The sequence below is a fragment of the Halomonas qinghailakensis genome, from assembly GCF_025820815.1.
Lineage (GTDB): Bacteria > Pseudomonadota > Gammaproteobacteria > Pseudomonadales > Halomonadaceae > Vreelandella > Vreelandella qaidamensis.
In genome coordinates this window covers 651,815-678,252 of record NZ_CP096973.1, presented here as the reverse complement: position 1 = coordinate 678,252, position 26,438 = coordinate 651,815, and the positions used below count along the sequence as shown (strand labels likewise).

General features: G+C 53.5%; 23 protein-coding genes and 1 pseudogene. 14 read left to right on the top strand and 10 right to left on the bottom strand.

Going from position 1 to position 26,438, the window contains the following annotated elements; translation table 11 throughout:
- Positions 1-303: 303 nt before the first annotated feature.
- Positions 304-1,026: a CDP-alcohol phosphatidyltransferase family protein gene (locus tag M0220_RS03160; RefSeq protein WP_264018649.1), complete on the bottom strand. Its 723-nt coding sequence runs from the start codon at positions 1,024-1,026 to the stop codon at positions 304-306.
- Between the two features lie 257 nt (positions 1,027-1,283).
- Here M0220_RS03160 and M0220_RS03155 point away from each other — a divergent pair, with 257 nt between their 5' ends.
- From M0220_RS03155 to M0220_RS03135, 5 genes and pseudogenes are all read left to right on the top strand, one after another.
- Positions 1,284-2,273, top strand: a complete 990-nt coding sequence (locus M0220_RS03155; protein WP_264018648.1) for a zinc-dependent alcohol dehydrogenase — start codon at positions 1,284-1,286, stop codon at positions 2,271-2,273.
- 78 nt (positions 2,274-2,351) lie between these two features.
- Positions 2,352-2,750 (top strand): 6-pyruvoyl trahydropterin synthase family protein, encoded by a 399-nt coding sequence (locus M0220_RS03150; protein ID WP_009722429.1) that lies wholly within the window; start codon positions 2,352-2,354, stop codon positions 2,748-2,750.
- Positions 2,747-3,994 (top strand): glycosyltransferase family 4 protein, encoded by a 1,248-nt coding sequence (locus M0220_RS03145; protein WP_264018647.1) that lies wholly within the window; start codon positions 2,747-2,749, stop codon positions 3,992-3,994. The genes M0220_RS03150 and M0220_RS03145 overlap by 4 nt, the downstream gene beginning before the upstream one ends.
- Positions 3,901-4,800, top strand: a complete 900-nt coding sequence (locus M0220_RS03140) for a class I SAM-dependent methyltransferase (protein WP_264018646.1) — start codon at positions 3,901-3,903, stop codon at positions 4,798-4,800. Before M0220_RS03145 ends, M0220_RS03140 begins: the two co-directional genes overlap by 94 nt.
- A pseudogene (locus M0220_RS03135) lies at positions 4,712-5,638 on the top strand (lysylphosphatidylglycerol synthase transmembrane domain-containing protein); the annotation flags it as partial. The gene M0220_RS03140 and the pseudogene M0220_RS03135, both read left to right, overlap by 89 nt.
- Before the next feature lie 126 nt (positions 5,639-5,764).
- On the opposite strand, the gene M0220_RS03130 reads toward M0220_RS03135, so the two are convergent.
- The gene (locus M0220_RS03130; protein WP_264019193.1) at positions 5,765-6,499 is read right to left on the bottom strand and encodes a RibD family protein; all 735 of its coding nucleotides are present in this window, start codon (positions 6,497-6,499) and stop codon (positions 5,765-5,767) included.
- Positions 6,500-6,686: 187 nt separating this feature from the next.
- On the opposite strand from M0220_RS03130, the gene ribA reads away from it, so the two are divergent.
- Complete coding sequence (gene ribA / locus M0220_RS03125) at positions 6,687-7,790, top strand: GTP cyclohydrolase II RibA (RefSeq protein ID WP_264018645.1); 1,104 nt, start codon at positions 6,687-6,689, stop codon at positions 7,788-7,790.
- Here the strand turns inward: ribA and M0220_RS03120 are convergent.
- The 4 genes from M0220_RS03120 to M0220_RS03105 form a co-directional block, all read right to left on the bottom strand.
- On the bottom strand, positions 7,787-8,575 hold the full coding sequence (locus M0220_RS03120) for a creatininase family protein (RefSeq protein WP_264018644.1): 789 nt from the start codon (positions 8,573-8,575) through the stop codon (positions 7,787-7,789). The two genes, ribA and M0220_RS03120, sit on opposite strands and share 4 nt — an antisense overlap.
- Before the next feature lie 473 nt (positions 8,576-9,048).
- On the bottom strand, positions 9,049-9,831 hold the full coding sequence (locus M0220_RS03115) for an FkbM family methyltransferase (protein ID WP_264018643.1): 783 nt from the start codon (positions 9,829-9,831) through the stop codon (positions 9,049-9,051).
- Positions 9,831-11,810, bottom strand: coding sequence for a glucans biosynthesis glucosyltransferase MdoH (gene mdoH / locus M0220_RS03110; protein ID WP_030070039.1), 1,980 nt, complete (start codon positions 11,808-11,810; stop codon positions 9,831-9,833). The genes M0220_RS03115 and mdoH overlap by 1 nt, the downstream gene beginning before the upstream one ends.
- On the bottom strand, positions 11,803-13,332 hold the full coding sequence (locus M0220_RS03105; RefSeq protein WP_264018642.1) for a glucan biosynthesis protein: 1,530 nt from the start codon (positions 13,330-13,332) through the stop codon (positions 11,803-11,805). Before M0220_RS03105 ends, mdoH begins: the two co-directional genes overlap by 8 nt.
- Before the next feature lie 176 nt (positions 13,333-13,508).
- Here M0220_RS03105 and M0220_RS03100 point away from each other — a divergent pair, with 176 nt between their 5' ends.
- Positions 13,509-15,122, top strand: coding sequence for an alkaline phosphatase family protein (locus M0220_RS03100; RefSeq protein WP_264018641.1), 1,614 nt, complete (start codon positions 13,509-13,511; stop codon positions 15,120-15,122).
- Positions 15,119-16,528, top strand: a complete 1,410-nt coding sequence (locus M0220_RS03095) for a mannose-1-phosphate guanylyltransferase/mannose-6-phosphate isomerase (RefSeq protein WP_264018640.1) — start codon at positions 15,119-15,121, stop codon at positions 16,526-16,528. Before M0220_RS03100 ends, M0220_RS03095 begins: the two co-directional genes overlap by 4 nt.
- Positions 16,529-16,544: 16 nt before the next feature.
- Here M0220_RS03095 and M0220_RS03090 read toward each other — a convergent pair whose 3' ends face one another.
- From M0220_RS03090 to M0220_RS03075, 4 genes are all read right to left on the bottom strand, one after another.
- On the bottom strand, positions 16,545-16,895 hold the full coding sequence (locus tag M0220_RS03090; RefSeq protein ID WP_264018639.1) for a DUF4870 family protein: 351 nt from the start codon (positions 16,893-16,895) through the stop codon (positions 16,545-16,547).
- Positions 16,896-16,912: 17 nt separating this feature from the next.
- Positions 16,913-17,845 (bottom strand): lysophospholipid acyltransferase family protein, encoded by a 933-nt coding sequence (locus M0220_RS03085; RefSeq protein ID WP_264018638.1) that lies wholly within the window; start codon positions 17,843-17,845, stop codon positions 16,913-16,915.
- Between the two features lie 3 nt (positions 17,846-17,848).
- Positions 17,849-18,241 carry a DUF4870 family protein gene (locus M0220_RS03080; RefSeq protein WP_030070052.1) on the bottom strand — a complete coding sequence of 131 codons (393 nt, stop codon included), beginning with the start codon at positions 18,239-18,241 and terminating at the stop codon, positions 17,849-17,851.
- An 87-nt stretch (positions 18,242-18,328) separates the two neighbouring features.
- The gene (locus M0220_RS03075) at positions 18,329-18,712 is read right to left on the bottom strand and encodes a VOC family protein (RefSeq protein ID WP_264018637.1); all 384 of its coding nucleotides are present in this window, start codon (positions 18,710-18,712) and stop codon (positions 18,329-18,331) included.
- 40 nt (positions 18,713-18,752) lie between these two features.
- Between M0220_RS03075 and M0220_RS03070 the strand changes: the two genes are divergently transcribed.
- From M0220_RS03070 to M0220_RS03045, 6 genes are all read left to right on the top strand, one after another.
- Positions 18,753-19,391, top strand: coding sequence for a class I SAM-dependent methyltransferase (locus tag M0220_RS03070; RefSeq protein ID WP_264018636.1), 639 nt, complete (start codon positions 18,753-18,755; stop codon positions 19,389-19,391).
- Positions 19,392-19,541: 150 nt separating this feature from the next.
- On the top strand, positions 19,542-20,912 hold the full coding sequence (locus M0220_RS03065) for an MFS transporter (protein ID WP_264018635.1): 1,371 nt from the start codon (positions 19,542-19,544) through the stop codon (positions 20,910-20,912).
- A 169-nt stretch (positions 20,913-21,081) separates the two neighbouring features.
- Positions 21,082-22,872, top strand: a complete 1,791-nt coding sequence (locus M0220_RS03060) for an acyl-CoA dehydrogenase (RefSeq protein WP_030070059.1) — start codon at positions 21,082-21,084, stop codon at positions 22,870-22,872.
- Between the two features lie 128 nt (positions 22,873-23,000).
- Positions 23,001-24,632 carry an acyl-CoA synthetase gene (locus M0220_RS03055; protein ID WP_264018634.1) on the top strand — a complete coding sequence of 544 codons (1,632 nt, stop codon included), beginning with the start codon at positions 23,001-23,003 and terminating at the stop codon, positions 24,630-24,632.
- 17 nt (positions 24,633-24,649) lie between these two features.
- Complete coding sequence (locus M0220_RS03050) at positions 24,650-25,498, top strand: 3-hydroxybutyryl-CoA dehydrogenase (RefSeq protein ID WP_030070061.1); 849 nt, start codon at positions 24,650-24,652, stop codon at positions 25,496-25,498.
- Between the two features lie 131 nt (positions 25,499-25,629).
- Entirely contained in the window at positions 25,630-26,403 is a 774-nt protein-coding gene (locus tag M0220_RS03045) for an enoyl-CoA hydratase-related protein (protein WP_264018633.1), read from the top strand.
- Positions 26,404-26,438: the final 35 nt, after the last annotated feature.

Below are 26,438 nucleotides of genomic sequence, written 5' to 3'. Positions count from 1 at the left end.
CTAAATGGCAACCACAGTTCCCTTAACGGGGTGGCCGCGACAGGACGTAAGCAAAAAACAGAACATCTTTCTAGGTATGTCTGTAGCGAGAAGTGGCAGCGATTGGCAGCCTGGTCGTGCACGTGTCAGGCGTTGGTTGGAAACGCCTTAAATAGAGGGGCCGAATTAACGCAAACAGTGAGCTGAAATAAAGCGCACGTGGGGTCGATCCGGATAGCTACCCTACTCCCTTAAGCGCGAACAGTACAGGTTGAAGCCCGGCATGAGGCCAATGAATGGCGGGAAATGGTCTTGATAGGGCAATTAATGGTGCTGTTTAAATAGCCACCACACATCAAAGCCAAATGAGTAGATGAGTGTGGTTAATGCGCTCAGTGCAAGCAGGCTGGCAGCAAGAGGAGAGGTAAGTGGCGTTAACGCCAGCAGCAGGGCAACGACCTGCCATACGCACACTGCTTTACGGCGGAAACTTTCAAATAACGGTGCTTTTAACCACGGAAAAAACCAGCTAGCGGCGATGAATAAATAACGCATGCCGCCAATGAGTAGTACCCAAGCGCCTAGATTTTCGCTCTGCAATAAGCCTATACAAAGTATCAGGATTAATACCGCATCCAGCTCCATATCAAAGCGCGCCCCAAACGGGGTGTGGGTTTTAGTGCGTCTAGCAATCCAGCCATCCACACCGTCCAGTAACAGCGCGATAACAGCGACCGCTAGCCATAGCCAAATCGCGTTGGTAAAAGCATTCGCTGCCAGCGCCCCTGCCACGATGGCGACTAATACGCCACGTCCAAGTGTTACCCGGTTTGCCCAACCGAGCGGGCCATGGGGCCAAAAACAAACCACCAGTGCGCCCATCACAATGTAGAAGCCAGCCGCTAACCACCAATTTGCAGCGCTGGCGACTAATGCCGGTAACATCGCGCCCAAGCCTACGAGCAATAAGCTGGCCAATGCTATCTCAGCCAAGGTGTAAACACGCTTGGGCAAAGAGACGCTGGAGGTGTTAGAGAAAGAAGACATGCTGACTCACAGAGCGGTGCACTGGCCCGCGGTTGAATTAAAGTGTGCAAATATTTTCCTATGTACCATTCTTGTATAAGAAGGTAAGGTTGTCCATGATGTGAGTACATTTGTTTTAAATCATCCTCGCGTTCACATGGGTTAAGCAACCGTTTCCCTTTCTACGCTACGCTGTAGGGAAGTCGTGAAATGTGAACAAGTCTTAATAAGGCTATGCTGTAAGGATGGATGAAGCGCTTAAACCATAAGGAAATGTCATGTTGCCGCCTGATACTGCTACGGCTTTTTGGGTGACTCGCCCCATGCATGGTGAGCTTAAACAGGAGCCACTAGCGCCTCCCGACGAAAATGAGGTGCGGATCCGTACCCTTTATAGCGGCGTGAGCCGCGGCACCGAATCGCTCGTATTTAACGCGCGGGTGCCTGAGAGTGAATACTCACGGATGCGCGCGCCCTTTCAGACAGGCGCATTTCCCACCCCTGTGAAATATGGCTACTGCAGTATTGGCCATGTGGAGCAAGGGCCACGTCATCTCGTCGATAAGACCGTCTTTTGCCTTTTTCCGCATCAGGATCATTACGTGGTACCTGTTGATGCTGTTTTGCCGCTTCCCGACGATGTGCCCGCTTATCGTGCTGTGCTAACCGCCAATATGGAAACCGCCATTAACGGTGTGTGGGATGCTAACCCTATGCTTGGCGAGCGCGTTTGTGTGGTGGGTGCTGGCGTCGTTGGTGCACTTGTGGCGTATCTGTGTGCGCAAATTCCGGGGGTAGAAGTACGCTTGATCGACATTAATCCCGAGCGAGAAGCACTGGCAGCGCATTTGGGTATTTCCTTCTGTACACCAGAACAGGCACCCACCGACCAAGACTGCGTGATCCATGCTAGTGGACAGCCGGATGGCCTGAGACTGGCTATGGGCTTGCTGGGCAATGAAGGCCGCGTGATTGAAATGAGCTGGTTTGGCGAAGGCGACGTATCGCTGCCACTTGGTGGCGCTTTTCACTCCCAGCGCTTAACGCTTAGCGCCAGCCAGGTTGGGCAATTGCCTGCCAAGTTGCAGCCGCGCTGGAATTATCGCCGCCGTTTAGCCCTCGCTTTACGCTTACTCGCCGATCAGCGGTTAGATGCGCTGATCAGCGGTGAGAGCGATTTTGCCGATTTCCCAACGCTGGCACCTGCTCTGTTTGGGCCAAGGAGCACAGCGCTATGCCATCGAATTCGTTATCCATTGCCCGCTTAATTAATGCGGCTTAATTAAGTGCGAATTAGTTAGAACGACCTGGCTAAAAAAGGTCCAGTTAATACGACAGGAGTGTCTATGTACCGTTTATGCGTTCGTGACCATTTTATGATTGCCCATAGTTTTAATGGCGAAATATTCGGCCCTGCCCAACGCACCCACGGTGCCACCTATGTGGTGGACGTGGTGTTTCAGCGCCCTGAACTTGACCAAGATGGTCTAGTGATTGATATCGGTTTAGCCAGTGAAACGGTTAAAGAGGTGCTGGCGGATTACAACTATCGCAACCTTGATGAGGTGAGCGAGTTTAGCGGTAAAAACACCACCACAGAATTTATGGCCAAGGTGATTTTTGACCAGCTAGCGGCTGCCATCAAAGCAGGAAAAATGGGTACCACCGCTCAGGGGCTGACGCATATGGAGATCAAACTGCACGAATCTCATGTGGCGTGGGCAAGCTATGAAGGGGCGCTATGAGTCAGCCATTTACCTTGATAGTGGCTGGCGATCCAGACCAGCGTACCGGTGGGTATATTTATGATGCCCATATTGTTGCTGCGCTGCGCGAGCGTGGGCTATCTATCAATGTGGTGGGGTTAGCCGGGCGTTTTCCTGATGCCGATGATGAAGCAGCTCAAGCGCTAGCCAATACGCTTTCCGCCTTGCAGGACCATGCGCAGGTCATTATCGACGGACTAGCCATGGGGGCATTGCCCGATGTGGTGGCTAACCACGCTGAGCGCCTGGATATCACTGCGTTACTGCATCATCCGTTGGGCGATGAGCAGGGCTTAAATGAGATAGATCAGCAGCGTTTTCACCGAAGCGAGCTGTGTGGCCTGGCCCATGTAAATAGGGTAATTGTGACCAGTCGCTTTACTGAGCGTCGTGTAAAAGCATTGGCGGAGCAGTATGAGCTGCCATTTAGTGCCCCTATCACTGTGGTGGAACCTGGGGTTGAACGTGCTCCAATCAGCCCTGCGGCACAACCTAGCGAACCTATTCGTCTGCTATGTGTGGCAACACTGACTCCACGTAGCGAACCTATTCGTCTGCTATGTGTGGCAACACTGACTCCACGTAAAGGGCAGGACATTTTAGTTCAAGCCTTGGCGAATGTTGAGCGTGGGCACTGGCGATGTGACTGCTTTGGCGGTGCTCGTGATGTTGCATTTACGAATCGCGTTCAAACACTGATCGACAGCCACCAGCTTGGTGATCGGGTAACGCTTCACGGCGAATGTGATGCCGCAACCCTGGAAGCCGCTTATCAGAACGCTCATGCACTGGTGTTGCCTTCTTGGTATGAAGGCTACGGCATGGTGGTCACTGAAGCGCTAGCCCATGGCTTACCCGTTATCACCACCACCGGCGGTGCGCTGCGGGATACCTTGCCCAAAGGGGCGGGCATTAGTGTTGCGCCTGGGGATGTGAAGGCGCTGACGAGCGCGCTGGTGGCTTTCTGCCACGATGAGACACTACGCACTGAACTACGTGCAGGTCGCCGTGCCACGATGAGACACTACGCACTGAACTACGTGCAGGTGCCGCCGCTGCGCGCGACCGTTTGGGCGACTGGCAGGCTGCAGGAAAGGCGTTTGCCGAGGCGCTGCAGCAATCTTCGACATTGTCGGCGGGAAGCCAATTTGCAGCGGATTGGCTGTCGCTGCGTGAAGGCGTCGATGCCAGTTCGCGTAGCCAAGCGTTGGTGGATGCGTTAGCAAGCTGGTTATCAGAAAAACAGCAAAGAGCAGAATCTGCACTGCTGACAGAAGCTTCATCGCCAATAACACTGGCGGATTTAGGCTGTGGACGCGGAAGTAATAGCCAGTTTCTTGCGCCTCGCTTGTACGATGCCCAGCGCTGGATGCTGATTGACCATGATCCCGCCTTACTTAATGAAGCCTACTCACGAACCAGTCAATTGAACACGGGTAAAGGTGAACCGCTACAGGTGGAAACCCACTGTGTTTCCCTTAAACAGCTTGACCACCCAGCACTTACGCACTGCGACGTAGTGACGGCATCTGCGCTGATCGATTTAGTATCTCAAGAGTGGATTGATGCCTTGGCGGCACAGTGTGCTAAACATCGGCAAGCGCTTCTTATCACTCTAAGCATTACCGGCGAATGGTACTTTACCAATGCCCAGCAGCAACCTCTGAACGACCTTGACGATCGCTGGATCAGTGAGCTGTTCAACGCGCACCAGCGTCGGGATAAGGGCTTAGGCGGTGCATTAGGCGGCGATGCTCACAGCGCGCTAGCTAAAGCGATGGCTGACCACGGTTATCGTGTTAACGAGGCTGAAACACCATGGCACTTGGCGGCGGGCAAGCCAGCGCAGTACCCCTTAATGTGCTCATTAGTTGAAGGATGGGCGAACGCTGCTACCGAACAGGCTCCAGAGGCGGCGTCACGGATTGCCCAGTGGCGCGATGAACGCTTACGTCATGTGGTCGAAGGTGAGATCGGTATTTGGGTGGGCCACCGCGACTTACTGGCGCTGCCAGCGGACGAGGGCTAACCCCATGAGACGCTGGCGCTGGCTGAGAACCCCGTGGGTGCAAAAAGGGCTAGTGAGCTTAGGGCTGCTGGCCGCTGTAGCCCTGTGGGTAGAGCCAGACGCGGTGATGGCCGAAGTGCAGCGCTTTGCGCCGGGTTGGATGGCTCTGGCGCTGTTGATCAGCGTTCTGCAAGTGATGCTGAGCGCGTGGCGTTGGCAGTTGACGGCAGGCTTAATCGACGTGCCGTTGCGCTACCGTTATGCACTGCGGGAGTACTACTTAGCATTATTGGTTAACCAACTTTTACCAGGTGGCGTGTTGGGTGATGCAGGTCGTGCCCATCGCCATGCTCGTCAGTCTTCTTCAAAGGGTAGTGCTTGGCGTGCGGTGGTGATTGAGCGTGCTTCTGGGCAATTGGCGATTGCACTTTACACACTAATCGCCTTGTTCACGTCACCACTCTGGCTAACGGCGCTGGGTTTCAGTGGCTTGATGGTAGTGGCGGGCGTAGCGGTTATCGTGATAGTGGCCGGTGTGACGCTGATGGTCTGGTTGCGGCGCTCGGCGGTAACGCTACCCGCTTGGTGTGCTGCATTAGGACAGGATATGCGCCGCGGGCTATTGCAGCGTGACGTATGGCCACGGCAACTGATCTCTTCTCTTTCTATCGTGCTTAGCTATGGCCTAGTGATGGTCTGTGCGGCTCGGGCAATCGGCATTGAACTGGCGACATTAGATATTTTGGCGTTGGCTCCAGTGTTACTGCTTGCCATGCTGGTACCCCTTTCGATTGCCGGGTGGGGGTTACGGGAAGGCGCCGCCGCAGGCATTTGGATGTTTGTTGGTTTGCCTTCGGCGCAAGGTGTGGCGATATCACTGGCTTATGGTGTGTTAGTGCTGATGGGTAGTCTGCCAGGCATTTGGGCAGCGCTGGCTTCACGAACACGCGCTACGCCTTCCAGTTCTTCGCCATCCAGTTCTCCGTCAGGCAGTGCGCCCACTCAGCACTACGTCGAAGAGCGTGTCGTCCCCGCAGCGGAAAGAGCGCATCGTCGGGCGCAGGGCGCTCTCAAGGGTGTCGATGGGTGTCATCTGCAGCCCAGGTCGGCCGGAACCGATGAGCAGTGGCGCGACCAGCAAATGCAGACGGTCAACCGCGTCTGCCTCAATGAATTGCGAAACAGTAACGCCGCCGCCTTCTACCAATACCCGCGTAAGGCCACGATCTGCCAGCCAGGTAATAACGTCGGCGGGGCGGAACTGACCATTGGTATCCAACGGCAGCACGCAGTGTTCGGCGGACGTTGGCGCCACCGTTGCCTCTGGCCCGGTGAGATGCAGCGTGGATGCGGTAGACGTGGTGAACAGCGCCAAATCAGCCGGCACGCGGCCACGTGGGTCAATCACCACTCGGGTAGGGTGCTTGCCCGTTACGTGGCGTACTGTGAGCTGGGGATTATCAGCGCTCGCCGTACCCGCGCCAATCACTACGGCATCTGCCAGCGCCCGCAGACGGTGCAGATGCACCAAACTTTCAACGCCATTGATGTAGTGGGAGTGACCGCTTTCCGTAGCGATGCGCCCATCCAGGCTCTGCCCCAGTTGCGCAACCACCCAGCTCGAATGACGCACCAGTGGCAGCAAACACGTCAACAGCTCCTGCGCGGCGCTTGTAACAGGGATAGAAGAGTGCCAGCCGCCATGGGTATCAAGCGTCATTGTGGCGTCACTTCTGATGCCCTGTTGAACGTCCAGCAACCATGCCCACGCTTGGTCGATATCGATCATCTTTTCATTGGTACTAGGCATGGTATCTCCATTCAGAAAACAGCAACTCATCATGCGGGGCCATGTTGCCCGACGCAAGCAAACGTTGTCCGCCCCAACAGGCAACTTGGAGGCCTACATGTATCACATTGAACGCGCTATTTTCGATATTCGCCGTGGATTGCCCGTGGTGATTAATACCGGAGAGCAACGCCTGTTGGTACAGGCACTTGAAGGCAGTGTGTCGGTCGATTCACTGGCGAAACTCTCCGGCTCTCGGCCAGCGTTGGTATTAACGCGTCATCGTTTGGAGGCAATGGGCATGTCGCTGAAAGCGGATGCGGCTTGCTTACCGCTCACCGAACAAATCAGTGAGCGTGATTTGCATCACCTTGCTGTATCCAATGAAGCGTCGGAGGCCCATTCACTGTTAAGCGGCCTGAAGCCTGCAGGCGTAGGGGAGCGAGGTGCTGTGGCGCTTATGCGCCGTGCGCTGTTGATACCGGCGGCGCTGTGCGCTGAGGTCAGTGCGGCATCCGCCGAGCATATTGCTCAGCAGCTATCAAAAGGTGAGCTGTTAGAAGTTAATGCCCGGGATGCAGAGAAGTGTTTAGCTGGCGCACCGGGGATGCTAAAGCGTGTAAGCGAGGCGCGTATTCCCCTGGAAGAAGCGCCTGAAAGCCGCTTTGTGCTGTTCCGTGAGCCTGACGGGTTACGTGAGCATGTGGCTGTAGTGATTGGTGATTTGGCTACTATCCCTGGGGCCGTTCCTTTGCGTATGCACTCGGCTTGCCTCACTGGTGATCTGTTCGGCAGCCTGCGCTGTGACTGTGGCGAACAGTTGCGTAATGCAGTGGCTGATATTCAAGCCATGGGTGGCGGCGTGCTGCTTTATTTGGCACAAGAAGGGCGGGGGATTGGTCTAGCGAATAAACTGCGCGCCTACACCTTGCAAGATGGCGGTTTAGACACCGTCGATGCCGACCAAGTACTAGGGTTTGGCGACGACGAGCGTCAATACGCCGTCGCGGTGGATATGCTCAATGCGCTAGAGATCGATAAAGTTCAGTTGTTGACCAACAATCCGCTAAAAATGGCAGCGCTGCGTGAAGGCGGTGTTGAAGTCGTCTCACGTCAAGCGCTCTACGGCAGTGTAACGGATCACAATCACCGCTACCTAAGCGCCAAAGCCAATCGAGCAGGGCATTTCTTAGACGAGGTACTTGAAGGACGTGGGCGTTAATCTGACGTTTTCCGCGTGATAAGCGGTGGCAGGTGGGCGGTTTCGGCCACCACCTGTGCCAACTGAGTGGCGTAGTGCTTCACTAGCCGTTCACCTAATGCTTGATGAGCATCCGTTGCATCACCGGCAACGCCAAACGTACTCAGGTCCTCGGCAAGCCAGGCAAACGCGGCGCTACCCTCTGGGCTGACCAGTGCGTCACCTTTAGGCATTGCCGGTGGGGTAGGTTGGTAGTTATCGAGCTGAACAAGCTCAGGCGCTAAATGTAGCATGATGGCGGTTTCCAGCAGGCCGCCATGCAATCCGTAGCGCAGCTCATCGGCATTAATAGCGCCTTCCAACGGCGGTAGCCGCGTATAAGTGGCTTTCACTACGCGCATTTCAAATTGCTTGCGTAGGGTTAATGCGGCAAGGTCCATCACGGCTTTATTGCCGCCGTGGCTATTAATCAACACCAGCTTTTTTATCCCTGTACTCGCAATGCTTTTGCCATAAGCTTCTAATGTCGCGATGGCGAGTGGAGCGGGTAGGCTAAGTGTTCCAGCAAAACTGGCGTGTTCGTCGCTCGCACCGACGGCAATTGATGGCAGGCATAACACATCAAGCGCTGGGTCAATCATGGCTAACATGGCAGCTTGTAAGCCTTCTCCAATGATCAGGTCGGTACCTAATGGCAGGTGCGTACCGTGCTGCTCAATGGCCCCCAGGGTGATCACTGCAACTGGATCACCTTCGGCAATTGAGGCGAGTTTGGGAGCGGTGAGGGTTTGCCAGTGATAAATCATGTAGGTTCTCTTGTTTTAAAGCCCGTGTTTTAAATACTATGTTTCAAGGACTATGTTTTAAGGACTATGTTTCAAGGACTATGTTTTAAAAGCTATATTTTAAAGCCCAATGCCAGTCAGTTAAGCCTGACTGGCATTAGCTGATGGGCTGGTTTTTTTGTTTAATAAGTGCCTGACGGTGACTCCATCCCAGCCCTCCGAGCCAGCCTCGTCATTCCCGCAGGCCCTTAGCGGGAATCCATGTTGATCTGGGGTTTCGGGCTGCTGCAGGCCAAGGTCAAGGTGGATTCCCGATAACCCCACTCGGGAATGACGGTGCGTTGACTCGGGAATGACATGCAGTGCTCGCTTTGTAAGGTGGCCGCTTTGTTATATGGGGCTAGGGGATAATGCCAGTCAGCCTTAACTGACTGGTATTAGTATTTTAAAGCCCATGTTTTAAAGCCCGTGTTTGGAAATCGTTTTTTGAAGAATTATGTGGACGCGCTTAACAGCGGGTGGTCGGCACGGCAGGCGTAGAGATCCCCAGAGGCCAAGCCGTCGACGCCATCGTTGAGCCACTGGGTAATGGTTTCAGGGGATTGCCAGGTTGCCCAGCGGAAGTGGCGCTGCTCACCGGCAATTGCATTGAAACGGTAGTCGCCAAGGCGGGACAGCTGTTCAACGCAGGCATGGCTGACCTCTAACACGCCCGCAACAAACTCTACCGAAAGCGCTGCTACCGCGTGGCTAAGTCCCATCAGTACCTCTGCTTCAAACCCTTCAACATCAATTTTTATAAAGCTAGGCTCGCCGTAAGTGGCAATGAGCTGATCCAGAGTAGTGACTTCCACTCTTAGCTGCTGTTCCCATTGTACGTGTTGAAAGCCGGGGTTTCGTTCGCCCACCTGGTGTCGCCATTCGGTCGCTAGGGTAGAGAGGGTCGGGTTGCTAACACTGATAGCGATATCCGCATAGCCGGGTTGCGGTCCAGCGGCCAGTGGTAAGAGCGTAATGTTCGGTCGATTGAGTATCCGTTTAAACCATTTGGCCAGTGCTGGCTGTGGCTCTAATGCCACTACTTTAGCACCTAGCGCGTGGAAGGCGGCACTACGGTCGCCTAAGTGAGCGCCAATATCAAAAGCGATATCGCCTGGTTGAATAAACGGACGATATAACTGCTTTAGGCTCCTTTGCCTTCCTGGCCGCCAGTAAATAAACAGTGAACGCGCCATACCGCTGGTACTGCGGAGCCGATGGAAAAAAGCAGAAGGCATTAGTAAGGCTCCTTAACGGGTGGGGCATGTTTGGTTGCTGTTTGAATGTGATAGCGAAATGACTGGCAGGGCATATCGCCTGGCTGTTCCTGGGGAAGCGCTAGAGAAAGTGTTAGCGACGGGCGAGATAAAGTAGCACTGGTTTGATGGCTGCGGCTTTCTAACGCGGCAAACTCCTCCAAAAGTGGTGGTTGTTGTGCTGAACTGGGTGTTTGCAGTAAGCCGAATTTTTGGCTAACGAGGCTTCCCCAAGTGGCACTGCTGGAATATTTCACCAGTGGAGCGGCTCCAATAAGCCCCAGCCATGCGGGAGTTAGCCAACCAAACGCAGAGGGTGAAAAAAGCATCATCGTGCCTGCCCAAGCTATACCACACAGCGTCATCCACCCAGTGTGGTGCCATGTTTCTCGCCAGCTTAGCGAACGCTCTCCCCGGTGTTGGGTTTGCCAGTCAATGGCCCGGCCAATCAATACGTTGACAATAAATAAGCTATGCCACGCCATCATCAGCGGTGCAATTAGAGCAGCAAACAGAATTTCTAATAACGTGCTGGTGACAAGCTTGAGTCGCCCGCCATACGCATGGGGGCATTGCCAGAACGTTAATAATAGACCCAGCAGTTTGGGGGCGAGCAGCATACCCAGCGTTACGCTTAACAGCCCCAGCGAGAGGGCTTCAGGCAACGGCGGGTTTGACGTGGACTCAATGGCTTGATAACCCACCATGAGGCTGGTGCAGAGTAGAAGCCCAAGCCAAACAAGCGAAGAAAGGTAGGCAAACGCGCCGAATAAAAAGTGGAGTCGACTAATCGGGTGAAACCCTGCGCCGGTGAGTAAGCGTAAGTGCTGCAGATTGCCCTGTAGCCAGCGGCGGTCACGCTTGGCAAAGTCGAGCATGTTGCTCGGCATGGCTTCAAAGCTGTTGTGTGACGCGCTGGCGTAAGGGTTATGTCGGGATACGGCGGTGGTCGCAGAGGTATCCAGTAACACCTGCCAGCCGCCCCGTTTAAGAAGTGCCGCTTCGACGAAGTCGTGGCTTAATAGCTCCCCGCCCAACGGTGGCTTACCTGAGAGGATAGGTAGCCCCGCATGGGCCATAAAGGCGCGTGTGCGAATGATCGCATTGTGGCCCCAGTAATTTGCCGCATCACCTTGCCAGAAGCTTTGGCCCGCTGCCAGCATCGGGCTGTAAAGTGCTGAGGCTAGCTGGGTAAAACGGCCAAATAGAGTACGTTGGCCAACGGGAATAGGGACCGTTTGAATAAGGCCTACGCTGGGTTGGCGCTGCATCCGGTGTACTAAGTGCAGCAGCGTAGCGCCACTCATTAGGCTGTCGGCATCTAGCACCACCAAGTAGTCATAGCGGCGGCCCCAGCGGCGACAAAACTCTGCAATATTGCCTGCTTTTCGGCCGTCATTATTAGGGCGTCGCCGATAATGAACGGCTATTTGTCCGGCAAGGCGCTGTTGCAAAGCAGCCACATGGGCCGCTTCGATATCTGCCATGGCCGGCTCTTGGGTATCGCTTAGCACAAACACTTCAAAGTATTTGTTGATAGCACTGGGAGTCCCTGCACCATACGCTTCTGCTTGCTGGAGAAGTGAACGACACGTTGCTTCTATTCCTGCAATGGTAGGGATGGGAGGCTCTGCATAAATAGGCATTACGAGTGCGGTGCGGCTGACTAGCAGGCTGGCATTAGGGTTCACAATAGCTTGGCGACGTAAGCTGAGTGGATCGCGGCGTAGCGCACAAAGCACAAACCCACATAGTGCCCCCCAAAATGCCAATGCTATCCAACTAAACGTAAATGCAAACAGTATTAGCATAGTGAGCTGCCAACCAATGGCCAGATTAGCAACTACCTTTGCCATTACGAGGCAGCCACCGATGCTTGTAGCTAACACCGCAAAAGCAAGGAAGGCTCGGCGACTGTTAAGCCAGGGGATTGAAGGCCGCAATGCGTGGAGATCAGGCATCGGGGTACCACACGTAATTCCAGGTTTCAGTAATGGGTTCTCCTTCAACCATCAGCCGTAGCCGGATATCTCTGGGCTCGCTGCTAGGGGGCAATCGGAAAGTGGCCCGTTGTCCGTTGTTGGGTAGCGTTTTGACTTGAGGTAGCAATACCTCGCCATTTTGCACGTTAATGTCCAGCTCGATTGGCTCGCTTGATGTCAGGTCATCCAGTTTGCCGCCCTGGAAGTCGACAATGAATTGGCGCTGATCAGCAGAGGGCGAGTCGGTCTCGCCTGGAACCGCTGCGCTTCCATGGCGGGTACGTACAACCTTGCCCAGTGAGTTAGTTTCGGGCTGTTTATTGAGCGTAAACGTTCGATAGTGAAGGTGGCGAGACTCGCCAGCAGTGAGCGCTTCCTCAGCCACCCAGTAAGCCACTATATTGTCGTGAGTTTCATCTGGCGTGGGAATCTCGACTAGCTCTACATGCCCTGGTCCCCAGTCAGTAAGGGGTTCTACCCACTGGCTGGGGCGACGGTGATAGTGTGCTTCAAGATCCAGGTAGCGACCAAAGTCTCGCTCCCGTTGCATTAGACCAAACCCGGAGGGGCCATCGTCCATAAACGCTGATACGCGAACCGATGATGGATTTTGCAACGGCCGCCAAATCCACTCGTCGGCCCCTGTGTGTATTAGTAAGCCATCAGAATCATGTACCTGGGGGCGAAAGTCATCTGGTCGTTCGGTGCTGGCTTCCCCAAAGGTGAACATGCTGGTGAGCGGCGCTACTCCAAGCTTTTCTATGTCAGAGCGTGCAAAGAGCGTTGCTTCTACCTCAGCCTCAGTGTTCTCACCTGGCGTTAACATAATGCGGTAGGCACCGCTTAGCGATGGGCTATCCATAAGTGCGAGAAGCGTAATGCTGTCAGAACTTTCATCAGGCTTATAGAGCCAAAATTCGCGAAATTCAGGAAATTCCTCACCACTGGCTAGCGCAGTGTCAATAGCAAGTCCGCGGGTAGAAAGGCCATAGGCTTGATCACGCCCTACTAGACGGAAGTAACTTGCGCCAAGGAAAACAGCAAATTCATCGGCGTAATCCTCATTATTGATAGGATAGTGCAGCCTAAAGCCTGCATGTCCGCTGCCCGTTAAGTCATTCTCTAACAGGCGGTTGGCATCACCATCGTACTGAAAGTCATCGGCCGAGAAAGAGAGTGGTACAACGTCACCATTTTCGACCACATTAATTGTGACGGGTGTTTGAAATATAAATCCGCTATGAAATAGCTGCATACTGAAAGGGCTTTCATCGCGCCAGTAGGCGCGCTCGGGATTAAAGCGGATTTGTCGATACAGGTCGTAATCTAACGACTTCAAAGCGCTGGGAAGCGTCTCATCTGGAGCTTGATAAGGCGTATCTGCTAAGGTTTGAGCGCGCTCGATAACGTGGTCAAAAATAACGTCATTGTTGGCAACTGCAGAAAAGGCGATCAAGCAGTTGAATGACAACATCCATTTTGCTGCAGTACGAACACTCATGGGCGAGTTCCTTTCGATTGCATGCCAACGTGGTAACCATAAAATCAGTATATGAAATATTTCAACAAAAGTTATACCATTAATCCTATTGGTATATGATTTATATGGTTGTGTGCAAGCTTTAAACTCCATTAAGCGTATAAAATCTAGGTGATTGCTATGCTGTTGAAGCGCTGATGATTCGTCTTCTACTTACGTGTGTAACGCTCAACTTTCTATTGGTAGTGCCGCTTTGGTGGCGTTTCGGTGAGATTGGCTCTCCTCTAATTGCTTGGGAAGCTTGGTTAATAGCGCCAATGATGCTGCTAATTCGCCCGGGCAATTTACGCCGTTGGATGGCTATTTTGTTGGTAGGTTGGCTCGCTTTGATAACAGCGGCCAATTTAGGCGATGCAGCCACACACACCGCGTTTGGGCGATCACTTAACCTCTATCTGGACGTGCCCTTGGTGCGCTCTATCTACCATTTGCTAGTAGGTAATGTAGGCCAAGTGGCAGCAACTTTCCTGATGTTGTTTGGCAGTGCGGCCCTGCTAGGTAGTTTATGGGTGATGCAGCGCTTACTCTTACCTGTTAAACATTTAGCTCTATGGCGGGCTACAGGTGTATCAGCCATCCTGTTAATGATTACAGCAGCGGGTTTTGCGATTTTCGAGGCTAACGGCAAGCGATTAGTCGCTAAATCAGCGTTACCTGCTGTGAACACCACGCGTTTCCAGTGGCAGCAGGTGGTGGCGACCCATCGGGCAAGAGTAGCGTTTACCGAACAGTTGCAGGATGCACCGTTGGAGCCTAGACCCTTACCTGGTCTGTTAGGGCGCAACGTCTTATTAACGTTTATTGAATCTTATGGTGTATCGGCCATTAATGATTCTCGCTACAGCAATGTGGTACTTCCTACGCTAGATGACATACAGCAACGTTTGGGACAGCGCGATCTACACGCTGTTTCGGGGTTGCTAGAAGCGCCTATTCGAGGAGGTCAGTCTTGGCTTGCCCATGCCACGGCATTAAGCGGTCGCTGGATTGATAATCAGCTATGGTATCGGCTGATGCTGGAGAGCGATCATTCAACGCTTATTAGTGATTTTAGTAGCACTGGGCAGCGGACGCTCAGTGTCATGCCAGCCATTACATTGGCTTGGCCGGAAGGGCTGGCCTACGGGTTTGATGAGATTGCAGCAGCGAAAGATTTACCCTATGCAGGCCCACCGCTGAACTGGGTCACGATGCCCGATCAGTTCACTCTGGATTACACCCAACGACATTTGTTAGGTGAGACGCCGGTGTTCGCGCAACTTGCGCTTATTTCTAGCCATGCGCCATGGACGCCAATTTTGCCTGTTTTAGAAGACTGGTCGATGATAGGCGATGGGCGTGTTTTCGCCCCTTGGGAGGAGGCCGGCGATCCGCCAGAAGTACTTTGGCAGGATATTGAGCGCATCCGTGACCATTACGCGTGGTCAATAGACTACGCTGTGAAGGTCACAGGGCGCTGGGCTGAGCGAGTGGTTGACGACAACACTCTATTGATTGTACTTGGAGACCATCAGGCGGCACCGCTGATTACCGGCGACAATGCCAGTGCGGCGGTACCTGTGCATGTGATTAGCGGTGACCCACGACTCCTAGAGCCTTTTAAAGCACGTGGTTTTATTGATGGCATGCTGCCATCACTGGAAAGCCCTGAGGAGGCCGCGAAAATGAGCCAGCTGCGCCATTGGTTACAGCAAGACTTTGGCACGCCAGCATTAACCTCTTCTTTGTCAACGACAGGGACGACACCATGATCCAGCCTGTCATCCTTAGTGGTGGTAGTGGTACGCGGCTTTGGCCACTCTCTCGTGAGCAGATGCCAAAGCAGTTCTTACGCTTAACGTCTTCTCAAAGCCTACTGCAGCAAACGCTTACGCGGTTGTCCGGGTTAGATGCCCAGCCGCCGATGTTGATGGGACATCATGCTCATCGGTTCTTAATGGCGGAACAGTTGCGGGAGAGCGGGCTGTCGGGAACGTTGGTATTAGAGCCAGAAGGGCGTAACACGGCACCGGCAATTGCCTGCGCTGCCCTATTAGCGCGTCAAACGGGCGAGGATCCACTGCTACTTGTGCTTCCAGCAGACCACGTTATCGGCAATGTAGCAGCGTTCACTCACAGTGTCGCTTGCGCAGAACCGCTTGCTGCCCAAGGGTATCTCGTTACGTTTGGCGTAGTCCCTACCTATCCAGAAACAGGCTATGGCTATATTGCATGTGGCAGCCCTGTGGGCGGTGGTCACCAGGTCTCGTCATTTATCGAGAAACCTAGCGCAGAGCGTGCTCAACATCTTTTAGAGGCAGGTAATACCCTGTGGAATAGCGGTATGTTTTTACTGCAAGCATCCACTTACCTGTCTCAACTTGAACGGCTGCAGCCAGCCATGCTGGCAGCCTGCCAACAGGCTGTTAACGATGCTCATCGTGACTTGGATTTTTTACGTTTAGGTGAAGACGCATTTTGCTCATCACCGGCGGAGTCAATCGACTACGCTGTAATGGAGCATTGTGACCGAGCGGCCGTTGTCCCGTTGGATGCCCAATGGAGTGATATTGGCAGTTTTGATGCGCTGTGGGCAGCGCAAACTCCCGACAAAGCTGGCAATGTGGTTAACGGTGACGGGGTCCTGACCAACACGCAACGCTCGCTTGTTATTGCTAAGCACCGACTGGTGGCAACGCTCGGTGTTGCAGATCTGATCGTAGTGGAAACATCCGACAGCGTGCTCGTTGCACACCGCGATCAGGCTCAGCAGGTCAAACAGCTGGTGGCATCACTCACTCAAGCGGGTCGACGTGAACCCCACGCTGCGCCGTTAGTTCATCGCCCTTGGGGAAGCTTCCAGGCTATGGATAGTGGCGAGCGTTATCAAGTGAAGCACATCACGGTGAAACCTGGAGGGCGGCTTTCACTGCAGCGTCATCACCACCGTGCTGAACACTGGGTCGTCGTGAGTGGTACCGCCCAAGTCACTGTCGACGAGCGGACCTTTCTTGTCAGTGAGAACCAGTCCACCTATATCCCTATTGGTGCGCTGCACCGGTTGGAGAACCCAGGGAAAATTCCGTTGGAGTTGATCGAAGTCCAGTCGGGCAGCTATTTAGGAGAAGATGATATCGAGCGATTAGATGATGTATATGCTCGGCACAGTGATGAATAGGGAGAGTGGATACTTATTACCAGAGCCAGCTGCCAGAGCGGGCAGGTGGCTCTCCTTTTCGTACTGCAACCCAGCCAATAATACAGCGCACACCAAGCCACACGACTAATAACGGCCATAGCAAGGTGCCTACTAGCATTAAGCTAAGGGTGAAGGTGACGATAAAGTAGAGGCAGCCTATCCAAAACGTACGAATTAAATAGCGGTAGTGAGCTTGCAGCCACGGTGCCGCTTCCTTGCGATATACGTAAGCGACTATAACGCCAATCAACAGCGTAATATTGGCGGTTACTAAGCCCGCTAAGTAGAGCGCGTAAATGATTTGTGGTGGGCGCGTTTCCTCTTTGGGACTATAACGCTGGGACATATCTACCTCGTTACCCGTTAGTAAATCCGAAATTTTTTGGCGTTTGCCAGCCCTTGTTGCTGCTCTATGACTTTACGATAGCGCTTGTACTCCCACTGGTACTGCGCAGGATCAAGCGCAATTGACGCTTCGACGCTGGCATTAACACCGGTGGCTGAGACTACATCATCGGCGCTGTAAACCCGCTCATCGGCGTCAAGGAAATGAATTTCAAACCCCTTGCCAGGCACCCGTAAGGCAACGCCGGTGACTACCCTTGCCTGAGTACGGGCGACCAGTTTCGGTAGCAGCGTTGCCGTATAAGCATCGCGCCCATAAAAAGGAGCGAATACACCGCTGCCCCAGTTCGGTTCTTGGTCCGGTAATATACCAATGGCTTCACTGCGCTTGAGTGCTTTGAGAAGGGCAGCAACGCCTCTAGCGTTGGTGGGTACCAAGCTTGCTCCCATGCGCTCGCGGCCATGGCGAATAATAGGCTCAAGGTCAGCAATTTTGGGTGGCTCGTACATGGCGGTGAAAGGGAAGTGGCTTGAGAGCCAAAAATTAAGCACTTCCCAGTTACCAAAGTGTGGAGCAAGTACAATGACGCCGCGGCCATCGGCACGGGCGTTGTCGAGTTTATCTCGGCCATGAACCGATAAAATGCTGGCCTCTACTTTTTCGGGAGCAGCCATCCACGCATGGCCAAGTTCCAGCATAGTCGCTGCCGAGTGGCGCAGGCTTTGTACGGCAAGCGCTTTGCGCTGGCTGGCAGTGGCTTCTGGGTTGACCACTTCCAGATTGATTTCCGTCACCTGGCGCTCTCGTTTGCTAAAGCGATAGACCAGCGGGCCTAACAGCACGGCAATACGCCATAGCGCGGCTAGCGGCCAACGCGCTAGTAGCTTCCAAAGGGTCGTGATGGCACGTGCTTGGAAAAGTGATTTTTTAGAAGGTAGCTGTTCTGTCATAAATTACAGGAACCAGCTATCAACGTTGGTTGGCGCACGCTTCTCCTGCAAGCCCTTAAAGCCTTTCACACAGCGAACAATAAACCATACGGCCAACGCCAACAGCATAGGAATGCCAATCAGGATAAACGTTAACAGAGAGGCAATGCTGCCGTAGAGCAGCCCAATCCAAAACGTGCGAATCTGGTAGCGGTAGTGTTCATCAAGCCATTCAGGGCCTTTGCCTCGATAGACATAGGCGATGACGATGCCGATCAACGAAGTAAACCCTACCAAAAAGCTTGCCAAGTAAAGCGCGTAAATCACCATTGCCATGGTGGTATCTGGCTGTTCTGTGGACTTACTTTCGTTAATTACTTCACCTTCCAAAGGTGCTTTGTTGGCATCGTCGCGCATAACCGATCCTTTTTGCTATTCGCTATGAGACGCCCTAAAGGGCGCCGTTAAAGCTCACTATGATAGCGCGGCTGGCGCGGCTTATCATTAGCGAGCAGCAGGTCGGCAAATTTCCAGTAAATTACCGTCAGGGTCGCGTAAGTAAATCGACTCAATCGCGCCGTTAGCGCCTTGGCGTGCAACCGGGCCAAGCTCTACGTCAATAGCCAGAGCATCCAAGTGCTGTTTGAACTCATCCAGCGGCAATTGGCAGCGTAGGCACAAGTCCAGGCTGCCAGGGGTAGGGGTAGCAGAAACAGGCGCAATATCGGTATCGGTTTGATGCAGACGCAGGGCTGTATCGCCTAGCATAAGATCTACCCGCTGTGCGTCTCGGTAGCGCACGTCTAGTCCCAGCACACGGGAGTAAAAATCCACGGCGCGACCCATATCAGTCACCGTAACAACAAGATGGTCCAAACCTGAGAGCATGCCACTTTCCTTAAAAACAAACGTAAAACATGAGAATACGATGATGCGACGCTGCCCGCTATGCAATATGCCTAAACCTGCGTTTTATCACCAAGACCGTCGCCGCGATTACTACCAGTGTGCCACGTGCGCTTTGGTGTTTGTGCCTGCCGAGCAGCATTTAGATGCACGTCAAGAAAAAGCAGAGTACGACCAACATCAGAATTCGCCGCATGATACGGGATATCGGCGATTTCTGGGGCGTTTATTTGACCCGCTAGTGGCTAAGCTACCGCAAAGTGCCCAAGGGCTGGACTTTGGCTGTGGCCCAGGACCGACGCTGTCAGTGATGTTTGAAGAGGCGGGGTTTGTAATGGCAGTTTACGATATTTTTTACGCCGCTGATGCTGAGGTGCTCAATCGGCAATATGACTTTATTACTGCCACCGAAGTGGTAGAGCACCTCGCGAGGCCAGGGGAGGAGCTTAGCCAATTGGTCGAAAAATTAGTCCCTGGTGGCTATCTTGGGATAATGACAAAGCGTGTCAGTACCCCAGAGGCGTTTGCCCGCTGGCACTATATTAATGACCCAACCCATGTGTGTTTTTTCAGTGAAGCGACGTTTTGTTGGTGGGCTGAGCAGCACGGGTTATCAGTGGAATTTCCTGGTAATGACACAGCAATATTTAAAAAACACTAATTTACATCCCATCGCTATGAAAAAGCATTGACTTTGTGGCATTCAAAGCAATAATTGCGCGCCCGTTTTCTGCCTGCCTAATGTAATGGCGTGCTTGAGATAGGCGAGCTAACGGCTAACTGCTCTTTATTCAGGCAAGGTGAGGTATACATGTCGCGGCAACTGCTAGCTATGGCGCTAGCGCCCTTATTAGGGCTGTTTATTCTCGGGATTGGCAATGGCTTCCTCGCCACGCTGATTACCGTGCGGCTAGATGCAGCGGGCGAGTCGGCAACGATGATTGGTATTGTCTCCTCGGCTTACTTCATTGGCTTAGCTTTGGGGGCGCTATTCAACGACCGCTTGCTACTGCGCATAGGCCACATTCGTGCTTATGGTAGCTTTGCCTCGTTGGTCGCTGTCACGGTGCTGCTGCAGGGGCTGTTTTTCGACCCTTGGGCCTGGTTTGTGCTGCGCTTGATTGGCGGCTGGGCAACCGTGGGCGTTTACTTAGTCATTGAAAGTTGGTTGCTGACTTCAGGCGATCAAAAAGTACGTGGCCGTTTGCTAGCGATGTATATGATCTCGCTATATGCCGCAGGTGTGCTGGGGCAGCTGCTATTGGGTGTGACCAGTGCCATGGGGGTGACGGCTCCCTTTATGGTGATTGGCTTATTGGCGTCGTTATCGGTGTTGCCCATGGCCATGATTCCTCGGGTGTCGCCGATTATGGAACACGCTGAACCGCTACCCCCGCACCGCTTGATTACGATGACGCCAACAGGGGTAATGGGGAGTTTGGGGTCTGGTATGGTGGTGGCTGCCGCTTACACCTTGCTGCCATTGTATTTGCAGCGCATTGGTATGAGCGTTAATCAGGTGGGCCAAATGATGGCCGTCGTGATTCTTGGCGCCATGCTGCTTCAGTACCCCATTGGTCGCTGGTCTGATCGCCACGACCGCCAAATCGTATTGATCGCCATCAGCGCTTTCTGTGTGGTTATTTCTGTGGCCATGATATGGCTGCCGCTATCGACCCCTTTACTGGCGGCGCTACTGTTTTTACTGGGCGGCGGTGTGTTTGCGCTTTATCCAGTGGCAGTGAGCCATGCGGCTGATCGTGCCCCGGCAGGCGCGCTGGTACGCATGAGCCAGGGCTTGCTATTGATCAACTCTATAGGGGCTACCATCAGCCCGCTCATGATATCCCCGGTAATGACCGCCATGGGCGATGCTGGGCTGTTCTGGGCGTTTGGCTCACTGAGCCTGTTTTTTGTTTTGTTTTTCAGCTGGCGGCGCAGTGTGCGGCCTGCACCGGTTCCTGTGGCTCCCTTTACACCGACAACACCAATGACAGCAGCAGGTGCAGAGCTAGTGGTGACTGAGGAACTAATGCAAGGCGCACTTGAGCACGAGCACCTGGAAGACCTTTCTGATGTCGTACCTGATGTGGATGCCGTTGAACCTATGGTTGGACCGCCTTCTGAAGATCAAACCCATATTATTTATTACGATGATGTGGAAACTGAGGTGCGTCGATAACGAGCACTGCGAGTGGGTAAAAAGTGAGGCAAAAACGCAGCTAGCAGGCTGATATTAATTCAGCAGGTGAGACCTTGGGCTAATGGTGTGATGAAAGTAGTGAAACTACTATTCGTGATAGTGTTTTTACTAGTTGCTATTTATCACCGATTTCCGCTGAGGTTTTGCCATGAATTATTATGCCGCGCCGGTACGCGATCTGCGCTTTGTACTCGAAGAGTTACTCGCGCACCGCTCGCTTGCACTGCCAGGCTTTGAAGAAGCCACGCCCGACTTGGTTGAGGCGGTGCTGGAAGAGGCAGCAAAACTCGCAGGTGACGTGTGGGGGCCGCTAAATAGTGTCGGTGACCGTCAAGGTGCTAAGCGACATACCGATGGTAGTGTGACCACCTCTGAGGGTTTTGCTGCTGCCTATCAGGCGTATGTGGAAGGCGGCTGGAACGGCATTGGTGTTTCTGAAGCGTTAGGCGGACAAAACCTACCTGAGGTGGTCGCCAGCGCCGTTCAAGAAATGCTTCACGGTGCCAATATGGCCCTGGGTCTTTGCCCTATGTTGACAGCAGGTGCGATTGAAGCGCTGGCGCATCATGGCAGCGAAGCGCTAAAAACGACCTATCTCCCCAAGTTAGTCGAAGGTACCTGGACAGGTACTATGAATCTAACGGAGCCTCAGGCAGGCTCCGACCTTTCTAAAGTACGCACCAAAGCCGTCCCCGAAGGCGACTACTACCGCATTAGCGGCCAAAAAATCTATATCACCTGGGGCGAACACGACGCTGCCGAAAATATCATTCACCTTGTGCTGGCGCGTAAACCCGATGCGCCCGAAGGCAACAAGGGCATTTCACTGTTCCTAGTGCCGAAGTTCCTGGTTAATGCAGACGGCTCGTTGGGCGAGCGCAACGACGTCACCTGTGCCTCTATCGAACACAAGCTGGGCATTCATGGTTCGCCTACCTGTACCTTGAGCTTTGGCGAAAATGGCGGTGCTATCGGGTATCTAGTGGGTGAAGAAGGGCGTGGCCTTAACCACATGTTCACCATGATGAACGAAGCGCGTCACAAAGTAGGTATTCAAGGTATTGGTGTAGCAGAGCGTGCCTGTCAGCATGCGTTTGCCTACGCCTTGGATCGCACCCAGGGGCGTTCGCCTAAATCTCGCGGTGGTAACGAATGCACGATCAGCGACCACTTAGATGTACGCCGGATGCTGCTTTCGATGCGGGCCCGTACCGATGCCCTTCGTGCCCTGGCGCTTTACTGTGCTGGCCAGCTTGACCTTGCCCGACACAGTGAAAGTGACACCGAGCGGCAAACTGCCCAGGCGTGTGCCGATGTGCTGATCCCTATTGTTAAAAGCTTTTCGACCGACCAAGCCGTGGATATCGCCTCGATGGGTATTCAGGTACATGGCGGGATGGGCTATGTGGAAGAAACGGGGGCCGCCCAGCTACTTCGAGACGCACGAATTGCGCCTATCTATGAAGGCACGAATGGCATTCAGGCCCTCGATCTGGCAGGCCGTAAGTTACAGCGTGACGGTGGTGCCGCGTTATCTGCATTAATTGACGAAGTGCAAAAAACCGCTGAAACAATGCGTTCAGAGCCTAGCTTAGCGGGGATGGGCAGCGCGTTAGCGGTTGGTGCTGACGATCTGCGGGCCGCCATGCAGCTTGTGCTTGAGCAAGGCAGTGACCCGGAAACGGGCCCAGACGCAGTGCAGGCCTATGCAACGCCGTTGCTCAGTCTCGCAGGCCACGTGCTATGCGCTTGGCAAATGGGCAATGCCGCACTGCACGCGACCAGTGCGCTGCAAAAAGGTAGTGACGAGCCGTTTTATCGTGCCAAGCTGTGTAGTGCCAATTTTGTTATTACTCAGTGGTTGCCTGCTGGCCGGGCACAACGTGCGGTTATTGAAGCGGGTATGCAGTGCTTAAATGATTTTGAATTAACGCCATAAACGATGGTGGGAAGCAGGATGGCTTCATTCGTTAATTTCCGCCGGCCCTCTGGGTCGGCGGCTTACGTTTAGCTGTCTTTAAACGGTCGTTTTAATGTGCGTATTAACCAATAACATAAAGGTGATTTATGAATGCTTCTATTTTTGAGCAAGGCATGCCCCCCACAATTGCTAACCATGTACCGCTCTCTCCGCTGACCTTTATTGAGCGTTCGGCGGCGGTGTACCCCGATTACCCGGCGGTGGTGCATGGCACAACCCGCCGCACTTGGGGAGAAACGTGGACCCGCTGCCGCCAGTTGGCGTCGGCGCTTGAAAAGCGTGGTATTCAGCCAGGCCAAACGGTGGCGGCAATGCTGCCGAACATTCCGGCGATGTTTGAAGCTCATTTTGGGGTGCCTCTGGCAGGCTGCGTGCTCAATACCTTAAATATTCGCCTGGATGCCGAAGCAATTAGCTATATGCTGGCCCATGGTGAGGCGAAAGCTATTCTGGTTGACCCGGAATTTGCACAGGTTATTAACGAAGCTGTTGCCCTATTAGACGATAAACCGCTGATTATTGACGTTTTCGATCTAGAGTTTTTAGGCGAAACCCAAGGCATCGGTGACGTTGAGTACGAAGCATTGCTCGCAGAGGGTGATGCTGACTATGCCTACAAGCTGCCTGACAATGAGTGGCAAGCGATTTCACTGAACTACACCTCGGGCACCACGGGCAAGCCAAAAGGAGTCGTTTACCATCACCGTGGCGCTTACTTAAACGCGGTCAGTAATATCCTAGAGTGGGCGATGCCGCACCATCCGGTCTACCTTTGGACGCTGCCGATGTTTCACTGCAACGGCTGGTGTTTCCCCTGGACGATTGCCGCCAACGCCGGTGTTAGCGTGTGTCTGCGCAAAGTTGATCCAAAGCGGATTAATGACCTTATTGTCGATGAGAAGGTCACGCACTTCAGCGGTGCGCCGATTGTACTGAACGGCCTTGTGAACCTACCGGCTGACCAGAAGCGTGAATTTGATCATCCGGTTAAAGTGACCACCGCGGGTGCCGCACCGCCTGCGTCCGTGATTGCTGGGGTTGAGAAACTCGGCATTGAGGTGACCCATGTGTATGGGTTAACCGAGGTTTATGGCCCGGTGACGGTTTGCGCCTGGCGTGAAGCGTGGAATGAGCTGCCGCTGGAATCCCGTGCCAAAATCAAGGCGCGCCAAGGGGTGCGCTACCACATGCTCGAAGCGCTGTGTGTCGCTGACCCACTAACCCTTGAGCCTGTCGCGAAGGATGGCGAGACCATCGGTGAAATTTTGATGCGTGGCAACAACGTGATGAAAGGCTATCTGAAAAATGCCGAAGCCACTGAGAAAGCACTAGAAGGTGGCTGGTATCACACTGGTGATCTCGCGGTTTGGCACGCCGATGGCTACATCGAGATTAAAGACCGCTCTAAAGACATCATTATTTCCGGCGGTGAAAATATCTCCACCATCGAAGTGGAAGATGCCATTTATAGCCATCCAGCAGTAGAAGAAGCCGCCGTTGTTGCCAAGCCCGATGAAAAATGGGGCGAGACGCCTTGTGCGTTTGTTAAATTAAAAATCGGTTATGGTGAAATTACTGAAGCCGACATTATTGCTCACTGCCGAGAGCATTTAGCGAGTTTCAAAGTACCCAAGACAATCATTTTTAGTGAGCTGCCAAAAACGTCCACGGGCAAAATTCAAAAATTTGTGCTGCGCGAAGAAGCCAAACAGCACTGATTCAGGGGAAACAAACGATGAGTGAACAACCAGTCGGTGTAGTGGGAGCAGGCACCATGGGGCAGGGGATCGCCCAGGTGGTCGCCGCCAGTGGTTTTACGGTTCGCCTTTATGACGTTGCCGATGAGCAGCTTACCCGTGCCCAGGGCAACATCGATAAAGGCCTTGGCAAGCTAGTCGCGAAAGAAAAAATCAGCGAGTCAGCTAAGCAGGAGGCTTTAGCGCGGCTTTCCACGACTACTGATCTCGAAGCGTTGAGTGACTGCGGCATTATTATTGAGGCTGCACCAGAGCAGCCCGCGCTGAAAGAGAAACTGTTTCGTGACCTTAGTCATTTAAGCAGCGACGCGATTCTTGCTTCGAACACCTCATCACTCTCGCTAACGCGGCTGGCGGCGGTGTGCGAACGCCCCGAGCGGGTTGTGGGCATGCACTTTTTCAACCCAGTGCCGGTGCTCAAGTTAGTGGAAGTAATTCGTGCTGAGCAAACCTCTGATGCCACCGTTGAGCGTATAGAGGCGCTGGCCAAAGCACTGGGTAAAACGGCGGTGCCCATTGGTGATGCGCCGGGCTTTGCGGTGAATCGTTTGTTGGTGCCGATGATCAATGAAGCCGCCTTTATTGTGCAAGAAGGAACCGCAACGCCAGAGGCCATCGATGAAGCGATGAAGCTGGGCGCTGCGCACCCAATGGGGCCGTTGGCGCTGGCGGATTTAATTGGTCTCGATGTTTGTTTGGCCATTATGGAAGTGCTGCAGGACGGATTTGGCGATCCTAAATATCGCCCCTGCCCACTATTAAAGCGTATGGTGGATGCGGGCTACCTGGGACGTAAGAGCGGTCGAGGCTTTCATATCTACGAGTGAGCATGGGTAAGTACGGGTAAGCGGATCAGGACAGTCAAGCGCGACAAAAGAAGTGATTGCCTACCAACCAAGCGTTCGCTAGGGTTGGTAGGTGTTCACTTTTAATGCGTAATAACAATTAAGGAGCCTGTATGAGCGATGCAGTGATTGAAAAAGTTGATAACGATGGCATGGTGCGGTTGACGATTAACCGCCCTAAAGCATTGAATGCACTGAATAGCGAGGTGCTCAGTGCGTTAGAATCACACCTTGTGGAGCTTGAAACGCACCCTCATTTACGCGCCGTTATTATTACCGGTGCCGGTGAAAAGTCGTTTGTTGCCGGTGCTGATATCACCGAAATGCGTGATAAAACCCCGGAAGAAGCGCGCGCTTTTGCCATTCAAGCGCTGCGTACTATTAAACGCCTAGAAACATTGCCCGTGCCGGTGGTCGCGCTAGTGAACGGGTTTTGCCTTGGCGGCGGCTGCGAATTGGCGCTGGCCTGCGACTGGGCGGTAGCTAGCGACAACGCTGTTTTTGGTCAGCCTGAAGTGTTGCTAGGTGTGATTCCTGGCTTTGGCGGCACCCAGCGTTTGCCGCGCCGTGTTGGCCCCGCCATGGCGATTGACTTGGTCACTACCGGCCGCAAAATCGATGCCCAAGAAGCGCTGCGCATCGGGCTAGTTAACCGTGTGATGCCCCAGTCTGAGCTTGAAAGCTATGTAGAAGAGCTGACTAAACAGCTCAAAGGTAACGGCCCTCAGTCGGTGCGTGGTGCAAAGCAAGCCGTTCACGATGGGTTAGACCAAGATCTTGATAGCGCCCTAGCGCTGGAAACTAGCCTGTTTGCGTTCTGCTTTGCTGGCGAAGAGCAGAAAGAGGGCATGAGCGCGTTCGTTGAGAAGCGTAAACCTAATTTCTAACCTGCGTTAAACTACGTTTTGCTCATTTAAGGGGT

Coding starts and splice junctions, on each gene's coding strand:
- M0220_RS03160 (WP_264018649.1), bottom strand. CDS start 1,026: ATGTCTTCTTTCTCTAACACCTCCAGCGTCTCTTTGCCCAAGCGTGTT.
- M0220_RS03155 (WP_264018648.1), top strand. CDS start 1,284: ATGTTGCCGCCTGATACTGCTACGGCTTTTTGGGTGACTCGCCCCATG.
- M0220_RS03150 (WP_009722429.1), top strand. CDS start 2,352: ATGTACCGTTTATGCGTTCGTGACCATTTTATGATTGCCCATAGTTTT.
- M0220_RS03145 (WP_264018647.1), top strand. CDS start 2,747: ATGAGTCAGCCATTTACCTTGATAGTGGCTGGCGATCCAGACCAGCGT.
- M0220_RS03130 (WP_264019193.1), bottom strand. CDS start 6,499: ATGACGCTTGATACCCATGGCGGCTGGCACTCTTCTATCCCTGTTACA.
- ribA (WP_264018645.1), top strand. CDS start 6,687: ATGTATCACATTGAACGCGCTATTTTCGATATTCGCCGTGGATTGCCC.
- M0220_RS03120 (WP_264018644.1), bottom strand. CDS start 8,575: ATGATTTATCACTGGCAAACCCTCACCGCTCCCAAACTCGCCTCAATT.
- M0220_RS03115 (WP_264018643.1), bottom strand. CDS start 9,831: ATGCCTTCTGCTTTTTTCCATCGGCTCCGCAGTACCAGCGGTATGGCG.
- mdoH (WP_030070039.1), bottom strand. CDS start 11,810: ATGCCTGATCTCCACGCATTGCGGCCTTCAATCCCCTGGCTTAACAGT.
- M0220_RS03105 (WP_264018642.1), bottom strand. CDS start 13,332: ATGAGTGTTCGTACTGCAGCAAAATGGATGTTGTCATTCAACTGCTTG.
- M0220_RS03100 (WP_264018641.1), top strand. CDS start 13,509: ATGATTCGTCTTCTACTTACGTGTGTAACGCTCAACTTTCTATTGGTA.
- M0220_RS03095 (WP_264018640.1), top strand. CDS start 15,119: ATGATCCAGCCTGTCATCCTTAGTGGTGGTAGTGGTACGCGGCTTTGG.
- M0220_RS03090 (WP_264018639.1), bottom strand. CDS start 16,895: ATGTCCCAGCGTTATAGTCCCAAAGAGGAAACGCGCCCACCACAAATC.
- M0220_RS03085 (WP_264018638.1), bottom strand. CDS start 17,845: ATGACAGAACAGCTACCTTCTAAAAAATCACTTTTCCAAGCACGTGCC.
- M0220_RS03080 (WP_030070052.1), bottom strand. CDS start 18,241: ATGCGCGACGATGCCAACAAAGCACCTTTGGAAGGTGAAGTAATTAAC.
- M0220_RS03075 (WP_264018637.1), bottom strand. CDS start 18,712: ATGCTCTCAGGTTTGGACCATCTTGTTGTTACGGTGACTGATATGGGT.
- M0220_RS03070 (WP_264018636.1), top strand. CDS start 18,753: ATGATGCGACGCTGCCCGCTATGCAATATGCCTAAACCTGCGTTTTAT.
- M0220_RS03065 (WP_264018635.1), top strand. CDS start 19,542: ATGTCGCGGCAACTGCTAGCTATGGCGCTAGCGCCCTTATTAGGGCTG.
- M0220_RS03060 (WP_030070059.1), top strand. CDS start 21,082: ATGAATTATTATGCCGCGCCGGTACGCGATCTGCGCTTTGTACTCGAA.
- M0220_RS03055 (WP_264018634.1), top strand. CDS start 23,001: ATGAATGCTTCTATTTTTGAGCAAGGCATGCCCCCCACAATTGCTAAC.
- M0220_RS03050 (WP_030070061.1), top strand. CDS start 24,650: ATGAGTGAACAACCAGTCGGTGTAGTGGGAGCAGGCACCATGGGGCAG.
- M0220_RS03045 (WP_264018633.1), top strand. CDS start 25,630: ATGAGCGATGCAGTGATTGAAAAAGTTGATAACGATGGCATGGTGCGG.